The organism is Gammaproteobacteria bacterium (assembly GCA_011375345.1).
Taxonomy (GTDB): Bacteria; Pseudomonadota; Gammaproteobacteria; order DRLM01; family DRLM01; genus DRLM01.
In genome coordinates this window covers 1-16,909 of record DRLM01000093.1, presented here as the reverse complement: position 1 = coordinate 16,909, position 16,909 = coordinate 1, and the positions used below count along the sequence as shown (strand labels likewise).

General features: G+C 64.2%; 18 protein-coding genes. 15 read left to right on the top strand and 3 right to left on the bottom strand.

Going from position 1 to position 16,909, the window contains the following annotated elements; genetic code table 11:
- Nucleotides 1–231: 231 nt before the first annotated feature.
- The 3 genes from ENJ19_07155 to ENJ19_07145 all read right to left on the bottom strand — a co-directional run bounded on the left by ENJ19_07155 (nt 232) and on the right by ENJ19_07145 (nt 2,685).
- Nucleotides 232–723 (bottom strand): hypothetical protein, encoded by a 492-nt coding sequence (locus ENJ19_07155; GenBank protein ID HHM05505.1) that lies wholly within the window; start codon nt 721–723, stop codon nt 232–234.
- 91 nt (nt 724–814) lie between these two features.
- A complete protein-coding gene (locus tag ENJ19_07150; GenBank protein HHM05504.1) occupies nt 815–1,702 on the bottom strand; it encodes a DUF58 domain-containing protein in 888 nt (295 codons plus the stop codon).
- 11 nt (nt 1,703–1,713) lie between these two features.
- On the bottom strand, nt 1,714–2,685 hold the full coding sequence (locus ENJ19_07145; protein HHM05503.1) for a MoxR family ATPase: 972 nt from the start codon (nt 2,683–2,685) through the stop codon (nt 1,714–1,716).
- A 213-nt stretch (nt 2,686–2,898) separates the two neighbouring features.
- Between ENJ19_07145 and ENJ19_07140 the strand changes: the two genes are divergently transcribed.
- From ENJ19_07140 to ENJ19_07070, 15 genes are all read left to right on the top strand, one after another.
- Entirely contained in the window at nt 2,899–3,723 is an 825-nt protein-coding gene (locus ENJ19_07140; GenBank protein HHM05502.1) for a formylglycine-generating enzyme family protein, read from the top strand.
- 141 nt (nt 3,724–3,864) lie between these two features.
- Complete coding sequence (ccmA, locus tag ENJ19_07135; protein ID HHM05501.1) at nt 3,865–4,482, top strand: cytochrome c biogenesis heme-transporting ATPase CcmA; 618 nt, start codon at nt 3,865–3,867, stop codon at nt 4,480–4,482.
- 5 nt (nt 4,483–4,487) lie between these two features.
- Nucleotides 4,488–5,156, top strand: a complete 669-nt coding sequence (gene ccmB, locus ENJ19_07130; GenBank protein HHM05500.1) for a heme exporter protein CcmB — start codon at nt 4,488–4,490, stop codon at nt 5,154–5,156.
- 12 nt (nt 5,157–5,168) lie between these two features.
- Complete coding sequence (locus tag ENJ19_07125; GenBank protein ID HHM05499.1) at nt 5,169–5,903, top strand: heme ABC transporter permease; 735 nt, start codon at nt 5,169–5,171, stop codon at nt 5,901–5,903.
- Nucleotides 5,900–6,094 carry a heme exporter protein CcmD gene (gene ccmD, locus ENJ19_07120; GenBank protein HHM05498.1) on the top strand — a complete coding sequence of 65 codons (195 nt, stop codon included), beginning with the start codon at nt 5,900–5,902 and terminating at the stop codon, nt 6,092–6,094. Before ENJ19_07125 ends, ccmD begins: the two co-directional genes overlap by 4 nt.
- The gene (ccmE, locus tag ENJ19_07115) at nt 6,078–6,548 is read left to right on the top strand and encodes a cytochrome c maturation protein CcmE (protein ID HHM05497.1); all 471 of its coding nucleotides are present in this window, start codon (nt 6,078–6,080) and stop codon (nt 6,546–6,548) included. Before ccmD ends, ccmE begins: the two co-directional genes overlap by 17 nt.
- Complete coding sequence (locus ENJ19_07110; GenBank protein HHM05496.1) at nt 6,549–8,606, top strand: heme lyase CcmF/NrfE family subunit; 2,058 nt, start codon at nt 6,549–6,551, stop codon at nt 8,604–8,606.
- Complete coding sequence (locus tag ENJ19_07105; protein HHM05495.1) at nt 8,603–9,130, top strand: DsbE family thiol:disulfide interchange protein; 528 nt, start codon at nt 8,603–8,605, stop codon at nt 9,128–9,130. Before ENJ19_07110 ends, ENJ19_07105 begins: the two co-directional genes overlap by 4 nt.
- Nucleotides 9,127–9,609 carry a cytochrome c-type biogenesis protein CcmH gene (locus ENJ19_07100; GenBank protein ID HHM05494.1) on the top strand — a complete coding sequence of 161 codons (483 nt, stop codon included), beginning with the start codon at nt 9,127–9,129 and terminating at the stop codon, nt 9,607–9,609. Before ENJ19_07105 ends, ENJ19_07100 begins: the two co-directional genes overlap by 4 nt.
- A complete protein-coding gene (gene ccmI / locus ENJ19_07095) occupies nt 9,606–10,841 on the top strand; it encodes a c-type cytochrome biogenesis protein CcmI (protein ID HHM05493.1) in 1,236 nt (411 codons plus the stop codon). The genes ENJ19_07100 and ccmI overlap by 4 nt, the downstream gene beginning before the upstream one ends.
- Nucleotides 10,842–10,885: 44 nt before the next feature.
- The gene (locus tag ENJ19_07090; protein ID HHM05492.1) at nt 10,886–11,446 is read left to right on the top strand and encodes a TlpA family protein disulfide reductase; all 561 of its coding nucleotides are present in this window, start codon (nt 10,886–10,888) and stop codon (nt 11,444–11,446) included.
- A gap of 26 nt (nt 11,447–11,472) precedes the next feature.
- A complete protein-coding gene (locus tag ENJ19_07085) occupies nt 11,473–11,796 on the top strand; it encodes a cytochrome c (protein HHM05491.1) in 324 nt (107 codons plus the stop codon).
- Nucleotides 11,793–12,857, top strand: coding sequence for a regulator (locus ENJ19_07080; GenBank protein ID HHM05490.1), 1,065 nt, complete (start codon nt 11,793–11,795; stop codon nt 12,855–12,857). Before ENJ19_07085 ends, ENJ19_07080 begins: the two co-directional genes overlap by 4 nt.
- A gap of 90 nt (nt 12,858–12,947) precedes the next feature.
- A complete protein-coding gene (locus ENJ19_07075; GenBank protein ID HHM05489.1) occupies nt 12,948–14,105 on the top strand; it encodes a regulator in 1,158 nt (385 codons plus the stop codon).
- Between the two features lie 191 nt (nt 14,106–14,296).
- Nucleotides 14,297–16,765: an EAL domain-containing protein gene (locus ENJ19_07070; protein ID HHM05488.1), complete on the top strand. Its 2,469-nt coding sequence runs from the start codon at nt 14,297–14,299 to the stop codon at nt 16,763–16,765.
- The last annotated feature ends 144 nt before the right edge of the window (nt 16,766–16,909 follow it).

Here is a 16,909-nt window from a genome sequence, read left to right as displayed (position 1 = left end):
GGGGGGGGGGCCCCCCCCGCCAGTTGGGTCAGCAGCGCGGCGTGGGGGTGCAGCAGGGCGGCCCGCTGCCTGCTCCCGTCCTGGCGCCGCGCGGCCCAGGCCGCCAGCAGCCAGGGCAGGGGCAGGGCGGGCAGCCAGAAAAGCGCGGCGAAGTGGAGGTTCACGGCCCCGTCCTCCTGGAGTGGAAGGCCAAGGGTTCGGTTTGAAAAAAAGCCATCTGCATGCCGTTCCTCATCCTGACCCGCTGCGGGGGGCGGCCGGGGCGGGCTGCGTGGTGGCGCGGTCCGTGGCCTGCAAGTACCGGCGGGCGTGGGCGAACACTTCCGCCGGCAGCGCCGGTGGCGACGGATGGTAGCGGGCGGTATCGAGTTGGAGCAAGGTCTGACGCCAGGGTTCTGCCGCCGCACCCGCCGGGGGGGCGGCCGCTGTCAGCGCAATGCGGCCCAGGCCCAGGCGCAGCAAGGTGGCCAGGCGGTAGGCGGCCTCCCGGTGAGGCACCTCTCCCTTGCGCCAGCGGGTCTCCAATTCGTCCAGCCGCGCCAGGGCCTGGGCGGCGGGCGCCGGCGGGGTGCGGGCGGGCCGGTGCCGCAGCCACCAGGCCGTCCCCGCGAGGATGACGAGCGCGGCCAGGGCAGTGCCGCCGCCCAGCAGCCACGGTGTCCAGTCCGGCGCCGGTGGCGGGGTGATGTCCGCCAGGCGGGTGAGTAGCTGGTCGCGGTTCATGGCTGTCCTTGGTCCCGCCCTGGGAAGAGACTTCCCGGTTCCCCTCTTTGCCAAAGCGGGGACCAAGGGAGGTGGCGCGGGGTTTGCGATGTCACGGCAGGGTTTCCATCTGTTTCAGCATGTCCCGGTCTGTGCGCAAAGGCCGCCAGTGCACGCCGATGCGGTGGAAACGCTGCGTCAGCGCCTCGCGGCGTTCCTTCATGGCGGCGGCGTAGGCCGCGCGCAGGGTGGCGTTGCTGCTGTCGATGAGATGAACGGCGGCGCTGTCCGGTGCGCGCAGGCGCAGCAGGCCGGCGTCGGGCAGCTGTTCGTCAGCGGGATCCAGCAGCTGCAGGGCGGTGATGGGGTAGCGTTCCCGCAGGGCTTTGAGGCGGTCCAGCAGGGCCGGGCCTTCGGACCAGAAGTCGCTGAGCAGGCACAGTGTGGCGCCTTTTTCCAGCGCCCGTTCTGCGCCGCTGAGGGCCTGCGCCAGGGTGGGGGCGGGTGCCCCGGTGGCGGCGGCGGGGGCGGCGCAGGCTTGCAGCAGGCGCAGCACCGTCCCCAGCTCCCGCGCCGGCGGGAAGGGGCGGGCGCCGCCGGCTTCCACGGTTACACCGCTTACCCGCTCCTGTTGCGCCAGGGCTGAGAAGGCCAGCAAGGCCGCTGCCCGCGCCGCCCGCGCTGCTTTCAATTCCCCCCGGGTGCCGAAGAACATGGCGGGCCGCCGGTCCACCACCAGGTGCAGCAGCCGCTGCCGCTCTTCGTGAAAGACCTTGGTCATGGGCCGGCCGCTGCGGGCGGTGGCGCGCCAGTCCATGTGGCGCACGTCATCGCCGGCCTGGTAGGGGCGCATGTCTTTGAGTTCCATCCCCCGCCCCCGGTACAGCGACGGCGCCGGACCGGCAAAGCGGCTGCCCGCCCGGCCCTGCGCCCGGCGCCAGGCCAGGGTGAGGCTGTGGAGCTGCTCCAGGTCGGCGGTGCTGAGCAGGAGGGCGGACATGGGGTTTTTCCCTACGGCACCGGCACACAGTCCAGCAGGCGCTGCACTGCCGCCACCGCCCCCAGCCCTTCCGCCCGGGCGCTGAAGCTGAGGCCCACCCGGTGCTGCAACACGTCCGGTGCCAGTTCCAGCACGTCCCCCGGTTCGACAAAATCGCGTCCGGCCAGCAGGGCATGGGCGCGGGCGCCGCGGGCGAGGGCGAGGGTGGCGCGGGGGGAGGCGCCGCGGTCGAACCAGGTGGCCGCTTGCTCGTCCCAGGCTTTTGGGTCGCGGGTGGCGCCCACCAGGGTGACGATGTAGCGTTCCACCATGGGGTCCATATAGATTTTGTTGACGGCCCGGCGTGCGGCCAGCAGATCATCGGCATGGAGCACGGCCTCGGGTTTGACCGGGGCCTTCCCCTGGAGACGGGCGGTTTCCCGGCGCAATACTTCCAGCTCGTCCGCGGCGCTGGGGAAGTCCAGATTCACTTTCATCATGAAACGGTCGAGCTGGGCCTCGGGCAGGGGGTAGGTGCCTTCCTGCTCGATGGGGTTTTGGGTGGCCATGACCATGAACACGGGGGTGAGCGGCCGGGTGGTGCCGCCCACGGTGACCTGGCCTTCCTGCATGGCTTCCAAGAGGGCGCTTTGCACCTTGGGCGGGGCGCGGTTGATCTCATCGGCCAGAATGATGTCGTGAAACAGCGGGCCTTCGACGAAGCGGAAGCGGCCCTCGCCGGGAACGAAGATGTCCGTGCCCGTGATGTCGCCGGGGATCATGTCCGGGGTGAACTGGATGCGCTGGAAGGCCAGCGCCAGCCCGTCGGCCAGGGTGTGGACGGCGGTGGTTTTGGCCAGGCCCGGCAGGCCCTCCACCAGCAAATGTCCGGCGCTGAGCAGGCTGACCAGCAGGCGGTCGATCAGGGTCTCCTGGCCGACGATGACGGTTTGAATCTGCTGCCGGAGTGATTGGATCTGGGCGATAGTGTCGCGATTTTCCATGGTTTTCCAGTGATTGGCGGACATTCGTCGGGGCGCGTTATGATAGTACATTCCGCGCCGGGGGCGTGTGTCGAACAGCGAGCGGGGGAGGGTTGAGCATGGGGGCGTGGATGACGGCGGGGGAGGGGTCGGGCCTTGTCACAGCTCCCCCGCGTGGTTTTGATAAGGCGCGTAGTTTTTTCAAAGCTGGTGTGTACTGGGGGTTTGCGGCTGATGAATGTTGAGGGCCTTGGAGGCAGGGCCTGGATGGGCGTGGTGGCGCCGGTGGCGGCGGTGCTGCTGCTGGCGCTGGTTTTGCTGCTGACGGTGGAGCAGAAGGCGCCGCGGGAACCGGCCGGGGGGCAGGGGGCGGTGTTTACCGATTCTGTGGGAATCGAATTCGTGGCCATACCCGGCGGCACCTTTACGATGGGCAGCCCGCCGGGGGGTGATCCTGGCGAGCAGCCCGCCCACGAGGTGCATGTGCAGCCCTTTTTGATGTCCCGATACGAGATCACCCAGGCTCAGTGGGAGGCGGTGATGGGGGGCAACCCCAGTCTGTTTCGTCACCCCCAGCGGCCGGTGGACCGGGTGACCTGGCTTGATGTGCAGTCCTTCATTCAGGCGCTGAATCAGCGCGAGGGGGGGCGGCGTTACCGCCTGCCCACCGAGGCGGAATGGGAGTACGCCGCCCGCGCCGGCGGCGCAGGACGCTGGTTTTTCGGCGACGATCCCGATCTGCTGCCCCGGTACGCCTGGTTTGGCCAGACCAGCGAGAACATCGGTACCCGGCCCGTGGGGCGGGCCCTGCCCAATCCCTGGGGCTTGTACGACGTTTACGGCAACGTGTGGGAATGGGTGCAGGACTGTTATCATGAGAACTACCAGGGGGCGCCGCCCGATGCCCGGAACTGGCCGGGCGGTGACTGCAGCCAGCGCATGGTGCGCGGCGGCGGCTGGAACAGCCCCTTGGAGTATGCCCGTTCCGCTGTGCGGGGCAGTTACGCACCCCACCTGGACGATGCCAGCAACGGTTTTCGCTTGGTGTTGGAGCGGTGAAGGGCACGGTCCGGGGGAGCCAGGGGAGTGGCCAGACCAAAACGAGGCGAAATGCAGGCGGGCCGCCCCGTCGCACTAGGCCGGCCCGGGCGGGCCTTGCTATACTCTCGGGCTATTTTCGCCACCGGTCCGGGTTTTTGAATGCTGGAGGTATTGGATCTCGCCTGCGTGCGCGGTGACCGCCGTTTGTTCGAAGGTCTGAATTTTTCCCTGGAAGCGGGCGAGCTGCTTTACGTTCACGGCCCCAACGGGGCGGGCAAGACCACGTTGCTGCGTACCCTGAGCGGTTTGGTGCTGCCCGAGGACGGCGAAGTCCGCTGGGGCGGTGAGAACATCCGCCGTCTGCGCGAGGACTATTACCGGGAAATGGCCTACATCGGCCATTTGAACGGCATCAAGGACGAACTGAGTACCCTGGAGAATTTGCTGATTTCCGCCGCGCTCGCCGGCGTGCGGGACAGTGAGGACCGCGCTTTCGACGCCATCGGGCGTCTGGGGCTGAAGGCTTGCGCGGAACTGCCCGGCAAAGTGCTGTCCCAGGGCCAGAAACGCCGTGCGGCCCTGGCCCGTCTGCTGTTGGCCGGGGCCCGTTTGTGGATCGTGGATGAACCCTTCAACGCCCTGGACGTGAAGACCGTGGGCACGGTTCAGGCGGTGTTCAGTGAGCATTTGGATACTGGGGGGATGGTGGTGTTGACCACCCATCAGGAAGTGGCCATCACCGACCGCTCGGTGCGGCACGTGCGTCTGGGGGAATAACACCGGTGTGGGCGGCGCTGAGCTGCGTGATCAAGCGCGACATCACCCTGGCCCTGCGGCGGCGGGCGGATGTGCTGACCACGCTGTTTTTTTTCGTCATTGTGGTGAGCCTGTTTCCCTTGGGTATAGGCCCGGAGACCAACACCCTGCAGGTGATCGGCCCCGGCGTGGTGTGGGTGGCGGCGCTGCTGGCCTCCATGTTGTCGCTGAACCGGCTGTTTTCGGCGGATTACATGGATGGCACGTTGGAGCAGTTGGTACTGGCGCCTCAGCCGCTCGGGATAGTGGTGTTGGGAAAAATTGTTGCTCATTGGCTGCTGAGCGGCCTGCCCCTGGTGGCCATCGCGCCCGTGATGGGGATTCAGTACGGCCTCAGCGCTGACGCCCTGCTGATTCTGGTGGTGGCCTTGTTGCTGGGCACGCCGGTGCTGAGTCTGATCGGTGCCGTGGGTGCGGCGCTGACCCTGGGGCTGCGTGGGGGCGGGGTACTGGTGTCTTTGCTGGTGCTGCCCTTGTACGTGCCGGTGTTGATTTTCGGCGCCGGGGCGGTGGACGCGGTGGCCACGGGGCTGGATCCCCTGGCCCATCTGCAACTGTTGGGCGCGTTTCTGGCGCCGGCCCTGGTGCTGGGCCCGCCGGTGGTGGGCTGGGCGCTCAGAATATCCATTGAATAACTGGGACGCGGGATGAGTTTTTTCAAGTTTTCGTCGCCGGCTTCGTTTTATCCCCTGGCCGGGAAAATGATTCCCTACTTCGCCATTCTGGCCGTGATTCTCACGGCTGCGGGGTTGTATCTGGGCTTTTTCGTGGCGCCCACCGATTACAAGCAGGGCGAGGGTTACCGCATCATGTTCATTCACGTGCCGGCGGCGTGGATGTCCATGTTTATCTACGTGGTCATGGCCGTGTGGGCCGGCGTCGGCCTGGTCCTGAACACCCGCTTGTCTTCCCTGATGGCCTATGCCCTGGCACCCACCGGCGCCATGTTCACCTTTCTCGCCTTGTGGACCGGGGCGCTGTGGGGCAAGCCCATGTGGGGTGCCTGGTGGGTATGGGATGCGCGGCTGACCTCCGAACTGATCTTATTGTTTTTGTATGTCGGTTTCATGTCTTTGCGGGCGGCCATTGACGATCCCCGCCGCGCGGCCCGGGCCAGCGGTCTGCTGGCCATCGTGGGGGTGATCAATGTGCCCATCATCTACAAGTCGGTGGAATGGTGGAACACGCTGCACCAAGGCGCGTCCATTACCGTGTCCAGCGGCACCACCATGGAGGCCACCATGCTGACCAGCATGGTGATCATGGTGTTCGCTTTCTGGATGTATACCATTGCCGTGGTTCTGGCCCGGGTACGCTGCGAGATTCTCGAAGCCGAGCGCAACAGCGAGTGGGTGGTGGCGGCCTTAAAGGAGGGTAAATGAACTGGGGCAGTTGGGGTGAGTTTTTCGCCATGGGCGGCCACGGGTTTTACGTATGGGGTGCTTATGGTGTGACGGCCTTGTTCATGATCGGCGAGGTGGTGTTGCTCGCGCTGCGCAGGCGAACTCTCACCCGGCGCCTGGGTCGTATGATACGCATGTGCGGAGAGGTGGAACATGAAACCCAGACATAAACGCCTGGTCTTTGTGGTGGTGGGCCTGGCGGGCCTTGGAGTAGGCGCCGCCCTGGTGCTGCAGGCTTTCAAGAGCAATCTTGTTTTTTTCTTCAGCCCGTCGCAACTGGTGGCGGGCGAAGCGCCCGCGGATCGGAACTTCCGCTTAGGGGGGCTGGTGCTGGAAAACAGTGTCCAGCGCCAGGAAGACGGCATCACCGTGGGTTTTGTCGTCACCGATCGGGCGCAAAACATCAAAGTGACTTATACCGGCATTCTTCCCGATTTGTTCAAGGAGGGTGAGGGCGTGGTGGCCATGGGCCGCATGGGACCTGACGGCGTGTTCCATGCCGAGGAGGTGCTGGCCAAACACGACGAAACCTATATGCCGCCGGAGGTGGCAGAGGCCCTGGAAGAGGCCCGGAAAAACAAGGGGGCCCTGCCCCTGTCCGTGAACCAGGTGGGGGGCGAGTAGATGATTCCCGAGATCGGTCATTTTGCGCTTATTCTGGCCTTGTGTCTGGCGGCGGTCCAGGGGACTTTGCCCATCATCGGCGCCGCCCGCGGCAACGCGGCCTGGATGGCCCTGGCCCGGCCGGTGTCCCAGGGCCAGCTCGCTTTTATCGCCGTCGCCTATGCTGCGTTGACTTATTCATTTATTGTCAACGATTTTTCGGTTCTGTATGTGGCCTCGCAGTCCAATTCCCATCTGCCGCTGCTGTATCGGATTTCCGGAGTGTGGGGCGGCCACGAAGGTTCGCTGCTGCTGTGGATATTGATGCTGTCTATGTGGACCGTGGCGGTGACCCTGTTCAGCAAGCGCCTGCCCGATGAAATGCTGGCGCGCGTCGTGGGGGTGATGGGTTTGGTGTCTGTCGGGTTCATCTCCTTTATTCTGTTCACTTCCGATCCCTTTGAACGCCTGCTGCCTGCGGCGCCCGACGGGCGTGATCTGAACCCCTTGTTGCAGGACCCGGGTCTCGCCATCCATCCGCCTATGTTGTACATGGGTTATGTGGGTTTCTCCGTGGCCTTTGCCTTTGCCATCGCCGCCCTGTTGGGAGGCAGGCTGGACGCCGCCTGGGCCCGCTGGTCGCGGCCCTGGACCACCGTGGCGTGGATGTTCCTCACCATCGGCATTGCCCTTGGGAGCTGGTGGGCCTATTACGAGCAGGGCTGGGGCGGCTGGTGGTTCTGGGATTCGGTGGAAAACGCGTCCTTCATGCCCTGGCTGGTGGGTACCGCCCTGATTCATTCCCTGGCGGTGACGGAAAAGCGCGGCAGCTTCAAAAGCTGGACGGTGTTGCTCGCCATCTGCGCCTTTTCTTTGAGCCTTCTCGGCACTTTCCTGGTGCGCTCCGGGGTTTTGAACTCCGTGCATTCCTTTGCCTCCGATCCCCAGCGCGGCCTGTTTATCCTGATCTTTCTGGTCATTGTGGTGGGGGGGTCTTTGGCCTTGTACGCCTGGCGGGCGCCCAAGGTGGGTCTGGGGGGGCGGTTCGATGTGGTGTCCCGCGAGTCCATGTTGCTGGCCAACAATGTCTTGTTCACCGTGGCCGCCGCCACCGTGTTGCTGGGCACTTTGGCGCCTTTGTTCGTGGATGCCTTCGTCGCCCTGGGCATCATGGAAAAAGCCAACAAGATTTCCGTGGGCGCGCCTTATTTCAACACGATGTTTGTCTTCCAGATGGTGTTCGTGGCCTTTCTCATGGGCGTGGGGCCCGTGGCGCGCTGGAAGACCGCCAGTGTGCCGGAGCTGGCGGTGCGCCTGAAATGGGCGTTCGCTTCCTCCGTTGCGGTGGCCTTGCTGCTGCCCTTTGTAATGGGTCACTGGTCATGGCTGGTGAGCTTGGGTTTGTGGATGGCCTTGTGGGTGTTGTTTACCGTCGTTCAGGGCGTTTGGCAGCGGGTGGCGCGGACCCCCGGCGGGGGCGACTGGCTGGGACGCCTGTTCAAGCAGCCCAACAGTTATCTGGGCATGCAGCTGGCCCATTTCGGCGTGGCGGTCTTCATCATTGGTGTGACTCTGGTAGGTGGCTACGAGCTGGAAAAAGATGTGCGCATGGACATCGGAGACAGCGTGGAACTGGGCGGCTACACCTTCCGCTTTGACGGTGCCACGGCGGTGCGCGGGCCCAACTACGAGGCGTCGCGGGGTATTTTCGTCGTTACTCAAAGTGACGAACCCGTCACCACCTTGTACCCGGAAAAGCGGGTCTACAAAGTGCAGCGCCAGCCCATGACCGAGGCGGGCATCGACAGCGGCTTTCTGCGTCATCTCTTTGTCGCCCTGGGTGATCCGCTGGGGAACGGTGCCTGGAGCGTGCGTTTGTATGTCAAGCCCTTCGTCACCTGGATCTGGCTGGGCTGCGGCTTGATGGCTTTGGGGGGGTTGCTGGCCATCAGCGACAAGCGCTACCGCGTCTTGTCGCGCAAGCAACGCCGGGCGCGTGGGGTGGTGGCTGCCTCACCCGGTGGCAAGGTTGCGCCCGCGCCCAGCCCGTCCATGAGCCGGGCGGAGGTGGGTTCGTGAAAGCAAAGTTTCTGATTCCTGTCGCTGTTTTTGTCGTGCTGGCAGGGTTTTTTTACGTCGGGCTCAACTTAAAGCCCAGTGAAATACCTTCTCCCCTCATCAATAAAGCCGCGCCCGGGTTCCAACTGAGCCTGCTCAAAGATCCGGCGGGCAGTTTTTCGCCGGCCGAGTTGAAGGGCCGGGTGTGGGTGTTCAATGTCTGGGCCTCTTGGTGCGGTCCCTGCCGGGATGAAATTCCTGTTCTGATGCAGCTGGCCTCCACCCGCGAGGTGCCCATCTATGGGCTCAATTACAAAGACACGCGGCAAGACGCCCTGCGCCTGTTGGAGCGCTACGGCAATCCTTACACCCGCTCCGCCTTTGATCCTGTCGGTAACGTGGGTATCGATTACGGTGTGTACGGCGTGCCCGAGACCTACATCATCGATCGCGACGGCATTATTCGCCACAAGCACATCGGTCCGGTGACGGAAGAGGTCATGCGCGAGGAACTGCTCCCCCTGGTGAGGAAGTTAAAAGGATGAAATACATGAGCTGCCTGGTGTTCGCCCTGCTGCTGACACCGGTTCTGGCCAAAGAAGCGACGCCGGTGATGGGTGATGCGGTCCTGCAGGAGCGCGTCATGACGCTGTCCAAAGAGCTGCGTTGCCTGGTATGCCAGGGCCAGTCCCTGGCGGATTCCCATTCTGATTTCGCCATCGACATGCGCAACAAGATCATGGACCTGATGAAACAGGGCATGAGCGACGGCGAAGTGAAGGACTACCTGGTGGCGCGTTATGGCGATTTCATCCTTTACCGGACGCCCTTCAAAGCCACCACCTTCTGGTTGTATCTTGCGCCGTTTGCATTGCTGATCACGGGCGGCGCGGCGCTGTGGCTGAGTTTGCGCAAACGGCGGCGCCAGGCGGGCGAAACAGAACCGGCCACCATTTCCGCCCGGGACGAAGAGCGGGTCAAACGGCTGCTTCAGGGCGGTGACACGGGGGAAGGCCAGGCATGACCATGTTTTTCTTTGTCGCGGCCTTGTTGGTGGCCGCGGCCTTGCTGTTCGTCATCCCCCCCTTGTGGCAGGCGCGCACGCGGCACAGCGGCGTGGCGCGGGATGAGGCGAATCTCGAGATTATTCGCGATCAATTGGATGAACTGAAGGCGGACCTGGGTAGCGGCACGCTGACGCAGGAACAATACGACGAGGCACGGGTGGAGCTGGAACGCCGGCTGCTGCAGGACGTGTCTGACGAGGCGTCCACGGAGACGGCGGCGGCTTCCCCCAGCCGGGCCGTGGCCATCGGCATCATGGCTCTGGTGCCGGTGGTGGCGGTGATCATGTACCTGGTCCGGGGCACGCCGGAGGCCATGGATCCGGAGGCGGTGGCAAAAATCGAAGAACAAGCCCAGCAGGCCGGTCACGCGGTAACGCGGGATCAGATTGAAGCCATGGTCCAGGCTCTGGCCGACCGCCTGAGAAACAATCCCAATGACGTGGAGGGCTGGCAGATGCTGGGCCGGTCCTACATGGCCATGGGCAATCTGCCCGCTGCCGAGCAGGCTCTGGAACAGGCCCTGGCCCTGGTGCCCAACAATCCGGATATCCTGGCGGACTATGCAGACGTGCTGGCCTTGCGCAACAACCGCAGCCTGTCCGGCCGTCCCCTGCAGGTGGTGCAGCGCATCCTTGAACTGGATCCCAATCACAAAAAAGCCCTGTGGCTGGCGGGAACCGGGGCTTATGACCGCGGTGATTACGCCACCGCATTAAAATATTGGGAGCGCCTGCAGGCCCTGGCACCGCCGGGCTCAGAGGAGGCGCAGCAGGTGGCCGGTATCGTCGAAGAAGCGCGCAGCCTGTTGGGCCAGGGGGCGGCGCCCGGGGTTGCGGCGGCCGCCGCCGGGCAGGTTTCCGGGGTGGTCAGCATCAGCGCCGAACTGGCCGGCCGGGTGAATCCCGCGGATGTGGTGTTTGTGTTCGCCCGCGCGCCTCAGGGGGGGGGTATGCCCCTAGCCATTTTGAAGGCCCGTGCCAAAGACCTGCCCATGCGCTTCAAGCTGGACGATTCCCAGGCCATGATGCCCGCGGCGCGGATTTCCAATTACACGGAGGTGACCGTCGGCGCCCGCATATCCAGGTCTGGCCAGGCGCAGGCACAAAGCGGTGATCTGGAAGGCCGCCTGAGTGGCGTGGCGGTGGGCAGCGACGATGTGGATGTGGTGATCGACACCGTCGTGCCTTAGCCGGGTGGGCGGGGGGACCCGCGGTGGCGCGGCAGGAAAGCACAATGGGTAAAGCGTCGGCAGGTCTTGCCGGCATGGTGGCATTGACGACGATGCTGTTGGCCGCCTGTGAAGCCACAGCGCCGCCACCCGATCGACTGCAGCCGGGGGAGCCGTTTCCCGCGGTGACGCTCACCGACCTGGCCGGCGGGGAGGTGCCGTTGTCCCGCTGGCGGGGGCGCTTTCTGGTATTGAATGTGTGGGCCACTTGGTGCGCGCCCTGCCGGCGGGAGCTGCCCGGCCTGCAGGGGCTGAGCGAGCGGCTGGACCCCGGGCGCTTCGCCGTGGTGGGCCTGTCTATGGATGATGACCCGCGGGTGGTGCGCGAATATCTGCGGGACCGGGGCGTGCGCTACACCAATTATATTGATGCCCGATGGCACGTGGTGGACAACATTCTGGGTCTGACGGTCTATCCGGCCACCTACTTCATCTCGCCGCAGGGGGTGTTGCTGGCGCGCATGGTGGGGGAACAGGATTGGGCCGGGGAGCGTATCGTAAACGCTTTGGAGGCGGCCTGGCATGGGGAGAGGGGGGCACTGTCCGCCATGGCTGCGGGCCGTTGAGTCACTGTTTTTGAGGAGGGGGAGTTATGCAAAGCCGACACCGTGGTAAAACTTATCCGATGGCGGCCCTGCTTGGTTGCGCCATGTTGTACAGCGCCATTGTCCAGGCGGCTGATCCCGCCCATGGGGCCCGCGTTTTTCAGGCGCAGTGCGCCAAGTGTCACGGCAGCGACGGTGCGCCCACCATGCCGGGTGTGCCCGATTTCAGTCGTGGTGCGCCGTTGATGAAATCCGATATCGAGCTGTTGAAATTCATCCGGCGGGGACGGGGCATCATGCCCGCCTATCAGGGCCTGCTTACGGACAATGACATTCTCGATGCCATTTCCTATCTGAGAACCCTGCGTTGAACAGATTGCAGCAGAACAATTTCTTTCTGTTGGTGGCAGCGGCCCTGTTTTGCGCCAGCCACGCCCACTCCGCGGAGCGCCCTTATCGCGTGCTGGAGACCTTCGGCGTGGGCGCTGAGGTTTATGTGCGGTCTCTGGCGGTGGACGAAAAGCACAACAGCATCTGGGTGGGCACCTCCGTTGGCGTGCACGAAGTCGACTTGCCCACCCGCGAACCCCGCAATACTTTCACCCGTGAGCAGGGCCTGGCCAATGAGTACGTCTTCGCCATGCTGGTCGACCGGCAGGGCGGCAAATGGTTCGGCACCAATGGCGGGGGGGTGTCGCGCTATTGGCACGGGAAGTGGAAAACTTATTTTCCCATGCATGGCCTGGCCGACTACTGGGTGTACGCCCTGGCGGAGGCCGGCGACGATACGGTGTGGATAGGCACCTGGTACGGTGCCAGCCATCTGGATCCCGCCACCGGGCAGTTCACCAACTATGTGGACGAACTGGTCAACGAGTGGGTGTATGGGGTGGCCATCGACCCGCACCAGCGGGTCTGGTTTGCCACCGAGGGCGGTGTGTCCATGTTTGACGGTGAGCAGTGGACCTCGTGGACCCACAAGGACGGTTTGGGTGCGCCCAACACCGACAACCTGCCTATCAGCCTCAACACCGGTCTGGGTACGCGCTCACGCCACGATCTGACTGTCCTGGTGGACGGCGAGCCCAGCTACAACCCCAATTACGTCTTTTGCGTCACCGTCGCCCACGATGGTTCGATTTGGGTCGGCACCTGGGGCGGTGGTGTGAGCCGTTTCGATGGCGAGAAGTGGACCAACCTGACCACCGCCGACGGCCTGGCCAGTAACATCGTGTTCAGCATGACCCAGGATGCAGCGGGTGACTGGTGGTTTGGCACCCGCAAGGGCCTGTCCCACTACGACGGCAAGACCTGGCAGACCTTCTCTCGCCGGGAAGGCTTGTTCGGTGACAGTGTGTACGCCGTGGCAGCGGCGCCCGGCGGCGATATCTGGGTCGGGACCCGGCGTGGCGTGGCCCGCATAGGCCGATGATTGAATGAGGTTGACAGCGTGAGGCTTGGATATCGGGGCGTGGCCCTGTTGCTGGTGGTGGCGGGCGCCGCCTTGGTGGGGCTGTCGCAAATGGCGGCCAAGCCGGACGCCGGCGTCGCGGCAGCGCCGGCGCCCGCAGCGCAAGGGGCGGTCCCGGGGGCGGATGCCCTGCCGGCGGATCATCCCGCCATCCCCCCCAATACCGTGCTGGCGCCGCCGGGCCGGTCCCGTTTTGTGCATTTCCGCGTGGGGGGCCGCAACGTCAAGAGCATGTACGTTGATGGCAAGGTGGTGTGGATCGGCACCTCAGGCGGTGTGATCCGCTACGATGCCGAAGCGGACAGCTATGAAATGTTCGACAATCAGACGCCAGGCATTTTGTCCAACGGCATTTTCCACGTCAGCAAGCTGGGGGACAAAGTGCTGCTGGGCACTTACGGCGGTGGTCTGTCGGTGTTCGATCCCGCCGCGTCCACCTGGCGCAACTACAATATTCCCGACGGCCTGGCGGATCAGTTTGTGTACGATGTGCTCAAGGCCAGCGACGGTGATGTCTGGATCGCCACCTGGTCGGGTGTCAACCGGGTGCGCGGGGGTCGGCTGGACGATCCTGCGGCCTGGGAAACCTTCACCGTGGAAAACACCGGTGGCGGCCTGCCCAATCCCTGGGTCTACGCCCTGGATGAAGGCCGTGACGGGGAAATGTGGTTTGCCACCGAGTACGGTCTGGCCCGCTACAAGGACGGACAGTGGACCCACTGGCAACACGAAGACGGCCTGGGCGCCTCCTACGACGTGGTGAAAAAATCCATTCAATTCACCAGCGACCCCGGCCGCGCCTCGGCCCATCACGCCCAGCAAAAAGCAGAGCAGGGCCTGCAAAACATCAATGTTGCCTACAACCCCAATTACATTATCTCCCTGGTGGTGGACGATGACGGTATCGTCTGGTGTGGCACCTGGGGGGGCGGCCTGGCCCGCTTTGACGGCCACACCTGGCGCAATTACACCACCGCCGACGGTTTGCCTTCCAATCACATCTTCATGTTGTACAAGGATCCTCTGGGACGGGTGTGGGCGGGCACCAGCAAGGGTCTGGCCCGCCTGAATGCCGATGGCAAGGGCTTTTCCGTGTTCACCATGGCGGACGGCTTGTTTGCGGACAATGTTTTTTCCATGGCCCAGGCGGCCGACGGGAGCATGTGGGTGGGCAGTTTCGGAGGTGTCGCGCGCATCGATCAGTGGTAAGCGCGTGCAGAGCAGGGAGGGTCGGTCCAGAAACTCGTGCCGGGGCCGATTTATAGGCTGGGCCTGAGGGAACGTGCACGACTGCACGCACAACACAACTATGCGCCATTGCCTTTGTTTGCGTCCTGCGCGGACGGCTTGCTCTGCCCCGTTCGGGGTGCGCCTCCGCGCCGGGGTTTAGAGGCGGTTCCATGACCAGCCTGGGAACCCGTCTGGCCCTTGTTATTTCCACGGTTTTGTTTGTGTTGATGGTGGCCGCCAGCCTGTGGCTGGAGCGTCAGCTCAGTGAAGCCATGCGGCAGGAGGAGCTGCGTCAGGCCCAGCTGCACGGCAGCACCCTCCTGGCCAGTCTGCAAACGCTGATGATCAACGGCCAGGGCACTCTGGCCCGCTCCTGGCTGGACCGCATGCACGGCGAGGCCGGCATTGTCGATATCGAAGTGCTGCGCCGCAACGGTGAAGAAGCGTTCACCGATCTGAGCACCGTGGAGGCGGTCAACGCCTTTTTGGGTCAGCCGCGTTTTCAAAGAGAACCCGTGACCCCCCATCACCAGGTGGAGGTGGATTCGCCGATATTCAGCCAGGCCCTGGAAGGCAAGGCGTCCGTGGATTGGAGCGCCGAAGGCCGGATGACCGTGTACATGCCCATCCCGGTGCGGCAGGAGTGTCTGACCTGCCACGGCTACGAAGACGCTTCCCTGCGGGGCGTGCTGAAGCTCGCCGTTTCCACTGCCGATGCCGAACGGCGGGTGGAAACCATGCGCAACCGTTTGTGGCTCATGGCGGGCATCCTGGTGGCGGTGTTGTGGGTGGCCATGTGGCTGGCGGTGCGGGTGAGTGTGCTGGGTCCCGTGGCCCGTTTGCGCGACGCCATTGTCGCCGTGGGCGAGGGGCGCCACGATGTCCGCCTGCCCGCGCCGGGCAGGGATGAGCTGGGGGAACTGGCGGGGGCCTTTAACCGCATGCAGGATGATCTGGCCGCCAGCGAAACCCGTGTCCGGGCGGTGATGGACAATGTGGTGGACGCCATCATCACCATCGACGAGCAGGGTATCATCGAGTCTGCCAACCGCGCCACCTTTTCCGTGTTCGGCTACGAGCCCCGCGAGCTGATCGGCAAAAACGTCGGTGTGCTCATGCCCGAGCCCTTCCGCAGCGAACACAACCACTATCTGGGGCGTTATTTTGCCACGGGGCAGTCGCGCATCCTGGGCGTGGGGCGGGAAGTGACAGGCCTGCGCAAAGACGGCCAGGAATTTCCGCTGGATCTGGCCATCAGCGAAATGCACCTGCACGGCAAGCGCTATTTCATCGGTATCGCCCGCGACATCACCGAGCGCAAGGAGCAGATGGCGGCCATCGAGTATCAGGCCCTGCACGATGCCCTGACCGACCTTCCCAACCGCACCCTCTTGTCCGACCGCCTGCGCCAGGCCGTGCTCAGTGCCCGCCGGGAACAGCGGGAGCTGGCGCTGATCATTATGGATCTCGATCATTTCAAAGAGATCAACGACACCCTGGGCCACCCCAACGGCGATTTGATCTTGCAGGAAGTGGCCGCGCGGGTGCGGGGCGTGTTGCGGGACTCGGACACCGTCGCCCGCCTCGGCGGTGATGAATTCGCCGTGCTCCTGCCCGCTGCCGATGTAGAGGATGCGGTGCACATTGCCAACAAGCTGCTGGGCGTTTTGGACCGGCCTTTTGAGTTGGAGGGGCAATCCTTTCACACCGGCGCCAGCTTGGGCATTGCCCTCTATCCCCTGCACGGCGAAGACGGCGCCTCCCTCATGAAACGCGCCGACGTGGCCATGTACGAAGCCAAGCGCAGCAAGACCGGCTATGCGGTGTACGATCCGGAAAAAGACCAGCACAGCCTGCGCAACCTGTCCCTCATGGGCGAGCTGCGCGGGGCCCTGGATGCGGGGCAGCTCACCCTGTATTACCAGCCCAAAGTGAATTTGCAGACCGGCCGGGTCAGCGGTGTGGAGGCGCTGGTGCGCTGGTCCCATCCCGAACACGGCCTGATGTATCCCGATGATTTTGTGCCGCTGGCCGAGCAGGCGGGGATGATTAAGACCGTGACCCTGTGGGTGCTCAGGGAAGCATTGGAGCAAAGCCGCGAATGGCTGCAATGGGGCATTGACATCAGTGTGGCGGTGAATCTCTCCGCCCGCAATCTGCAGGACAACACCTTCCCGGTGGAAGTCTCCAATCTGCTGCGGGAAAAACACAGCCCCTTGCCGCGCCTGCGCTTTGAAATCACCGAGACTGCCATGATGGTGGACCCGGAGCGGGCCCTGGACATCTTGAACACCCTGGGTGAAATGGGCATTCGTCTGTCCATCGACGACTTCGGCACCGGCTATTCCTCCCTGTCCTATCTCAAACAGCTGCCGGTGGCGGAACTGAAGATCGACAAGTCCTTTGTCATGGGCATGACCGTGGACGAAAATGACGCGGTGATTGTCCGTTCCACCATCGACCTGGCCCACAACATCGGCCTGGTGGTGGTGGCGGAAGGGGTGGAAGACCGCGACACTTACGACATGCTCTCCGATCTGGGTTGCGACGTCGTGCAGGGCTACTTCGTCAGCCGGCCCATGCCGCCGGGGGAGTTGATCCGCTGGTTGCAGTCGCCGCCCTGGGGCGTGGGGGATTAACAGGCTGTTGAAAAACACCGTTTTTCGGCAGCCTGTGCCGCGGCGCGGGGATGCGCCGCCGTTTTCAATGACGGCAAGTCATTGAAAACGTGAGGAAGCCGGAAATCGCATTTTCGGCTTCCGGCGTTGAAAAAGGCCAGGACG

Excerpts from the sequence above, each read along its gene's own strand:
- ENJ19_07155 (HHM05505.1), bottom strand. The coding sequence starts at position 723 with ATGAACCGCGACCAGCTACTCACCCGCCTGGCGGACATCACCCCGCCA.
- ENJ19_07150 (HHM05504.1), bottom strand. The coding sequence starts at position 1,702 with ATGTCCGCCCTCCTGCTCAGCACCGCCGACCTGGAGCAGCTCCACAGC.
- ENJ19_07145 (HHM05503.1), bottom strand. The coding sequence starts at position 2,685 with ATGGAAAATCGCGACACTATCGCCCAGATCCAATCACTCCGGCAGCAG.
- ENJ19_07140 (HHM05502.1), top strand. The coding sequence starts at position 2,899 with ATGAATGTTGAGGGCCTTGGAGGCAGGGCCTGGATGGGCGTGGTGGCG.
- ccmA (HHM05501.1), top strand. The coding sequence starts at position 3,865 with ATGCTGGAGGTATTGGATCTCGCCTGCGTGCGCGGTGACCGCCGTTTG.
- ENJ19_07125 (HHM05499.1), top strand. The coding sequence starts at position 5,169 with ATGAGTTTTTTCAAGTTTTCGTCGCCGGCTTCGTTTTATCCCCTGGCC.
- ccmD (HHM05498.1), top strand. The coding sequence starts at position 5,900 with ATGAACTGGGGCAGTTGGGGTGAGTTTTTCGCCATGGGCGGCCACGGG.
- ccmE (HHM05497.1), top strand. The coding sequence starts at position 6,078 with ATGAAACCCAGACATAAACGCCTGGTCTTTGTGGTGGTGGGCCTGGCG.
- ENJ19_07110 (HHM05496.1), top strand. The coding sequence starts at position 6,549 with ATGATTCCCGAGATCGGTCATTTTGCGCTTATTCTGGCCTTGTGTCTG.
- ENJ19_07100 (HHM05494.1), top strand. The coding sequence starts at position 9,127 with ATGAAATACATGAGCTGCCTGGTGTTCGCCCTGCTGCTGACACCGGTT.
- ccmI (HHM05493.1), top strand. The coding sequence starts at position 9,606 with ATGACCATGTTTTTCTTTGTCGCGGCCTTGTTGGTGGCCGCGGCCTTG.
- ENJ19_07090 (HHM05492.1), top strand. The coding sequence starts at position 10,886 with ATGGGTAAAGCGTCGGCAGGTCTTGCCGGCATGGTGGCATTGACGACG.
- ENJ19_07085 (HHM05491.1), top strand. The coding sequence starts at position 11,473 with ATGCAAAGCCGACACCGTGGTAAAACTTATCCGATGGCGGCCCTGCTT.
- ENJ19_07075 (HHM05489.1), top strand. The coding sequence starts at position 12,948 with ATGGCGGCCAAGCCGGACGCCGGCGTCGCGGCAGCGCCGGCGCCCGCA.
- ENJ19_07070 (HHM05488.1), top strand. The coding sequence starts at position 14,297 with ATGACCAGCCTGGGAACCCGTCTGGCCCTTGTTATTTCCACGGTTTTG.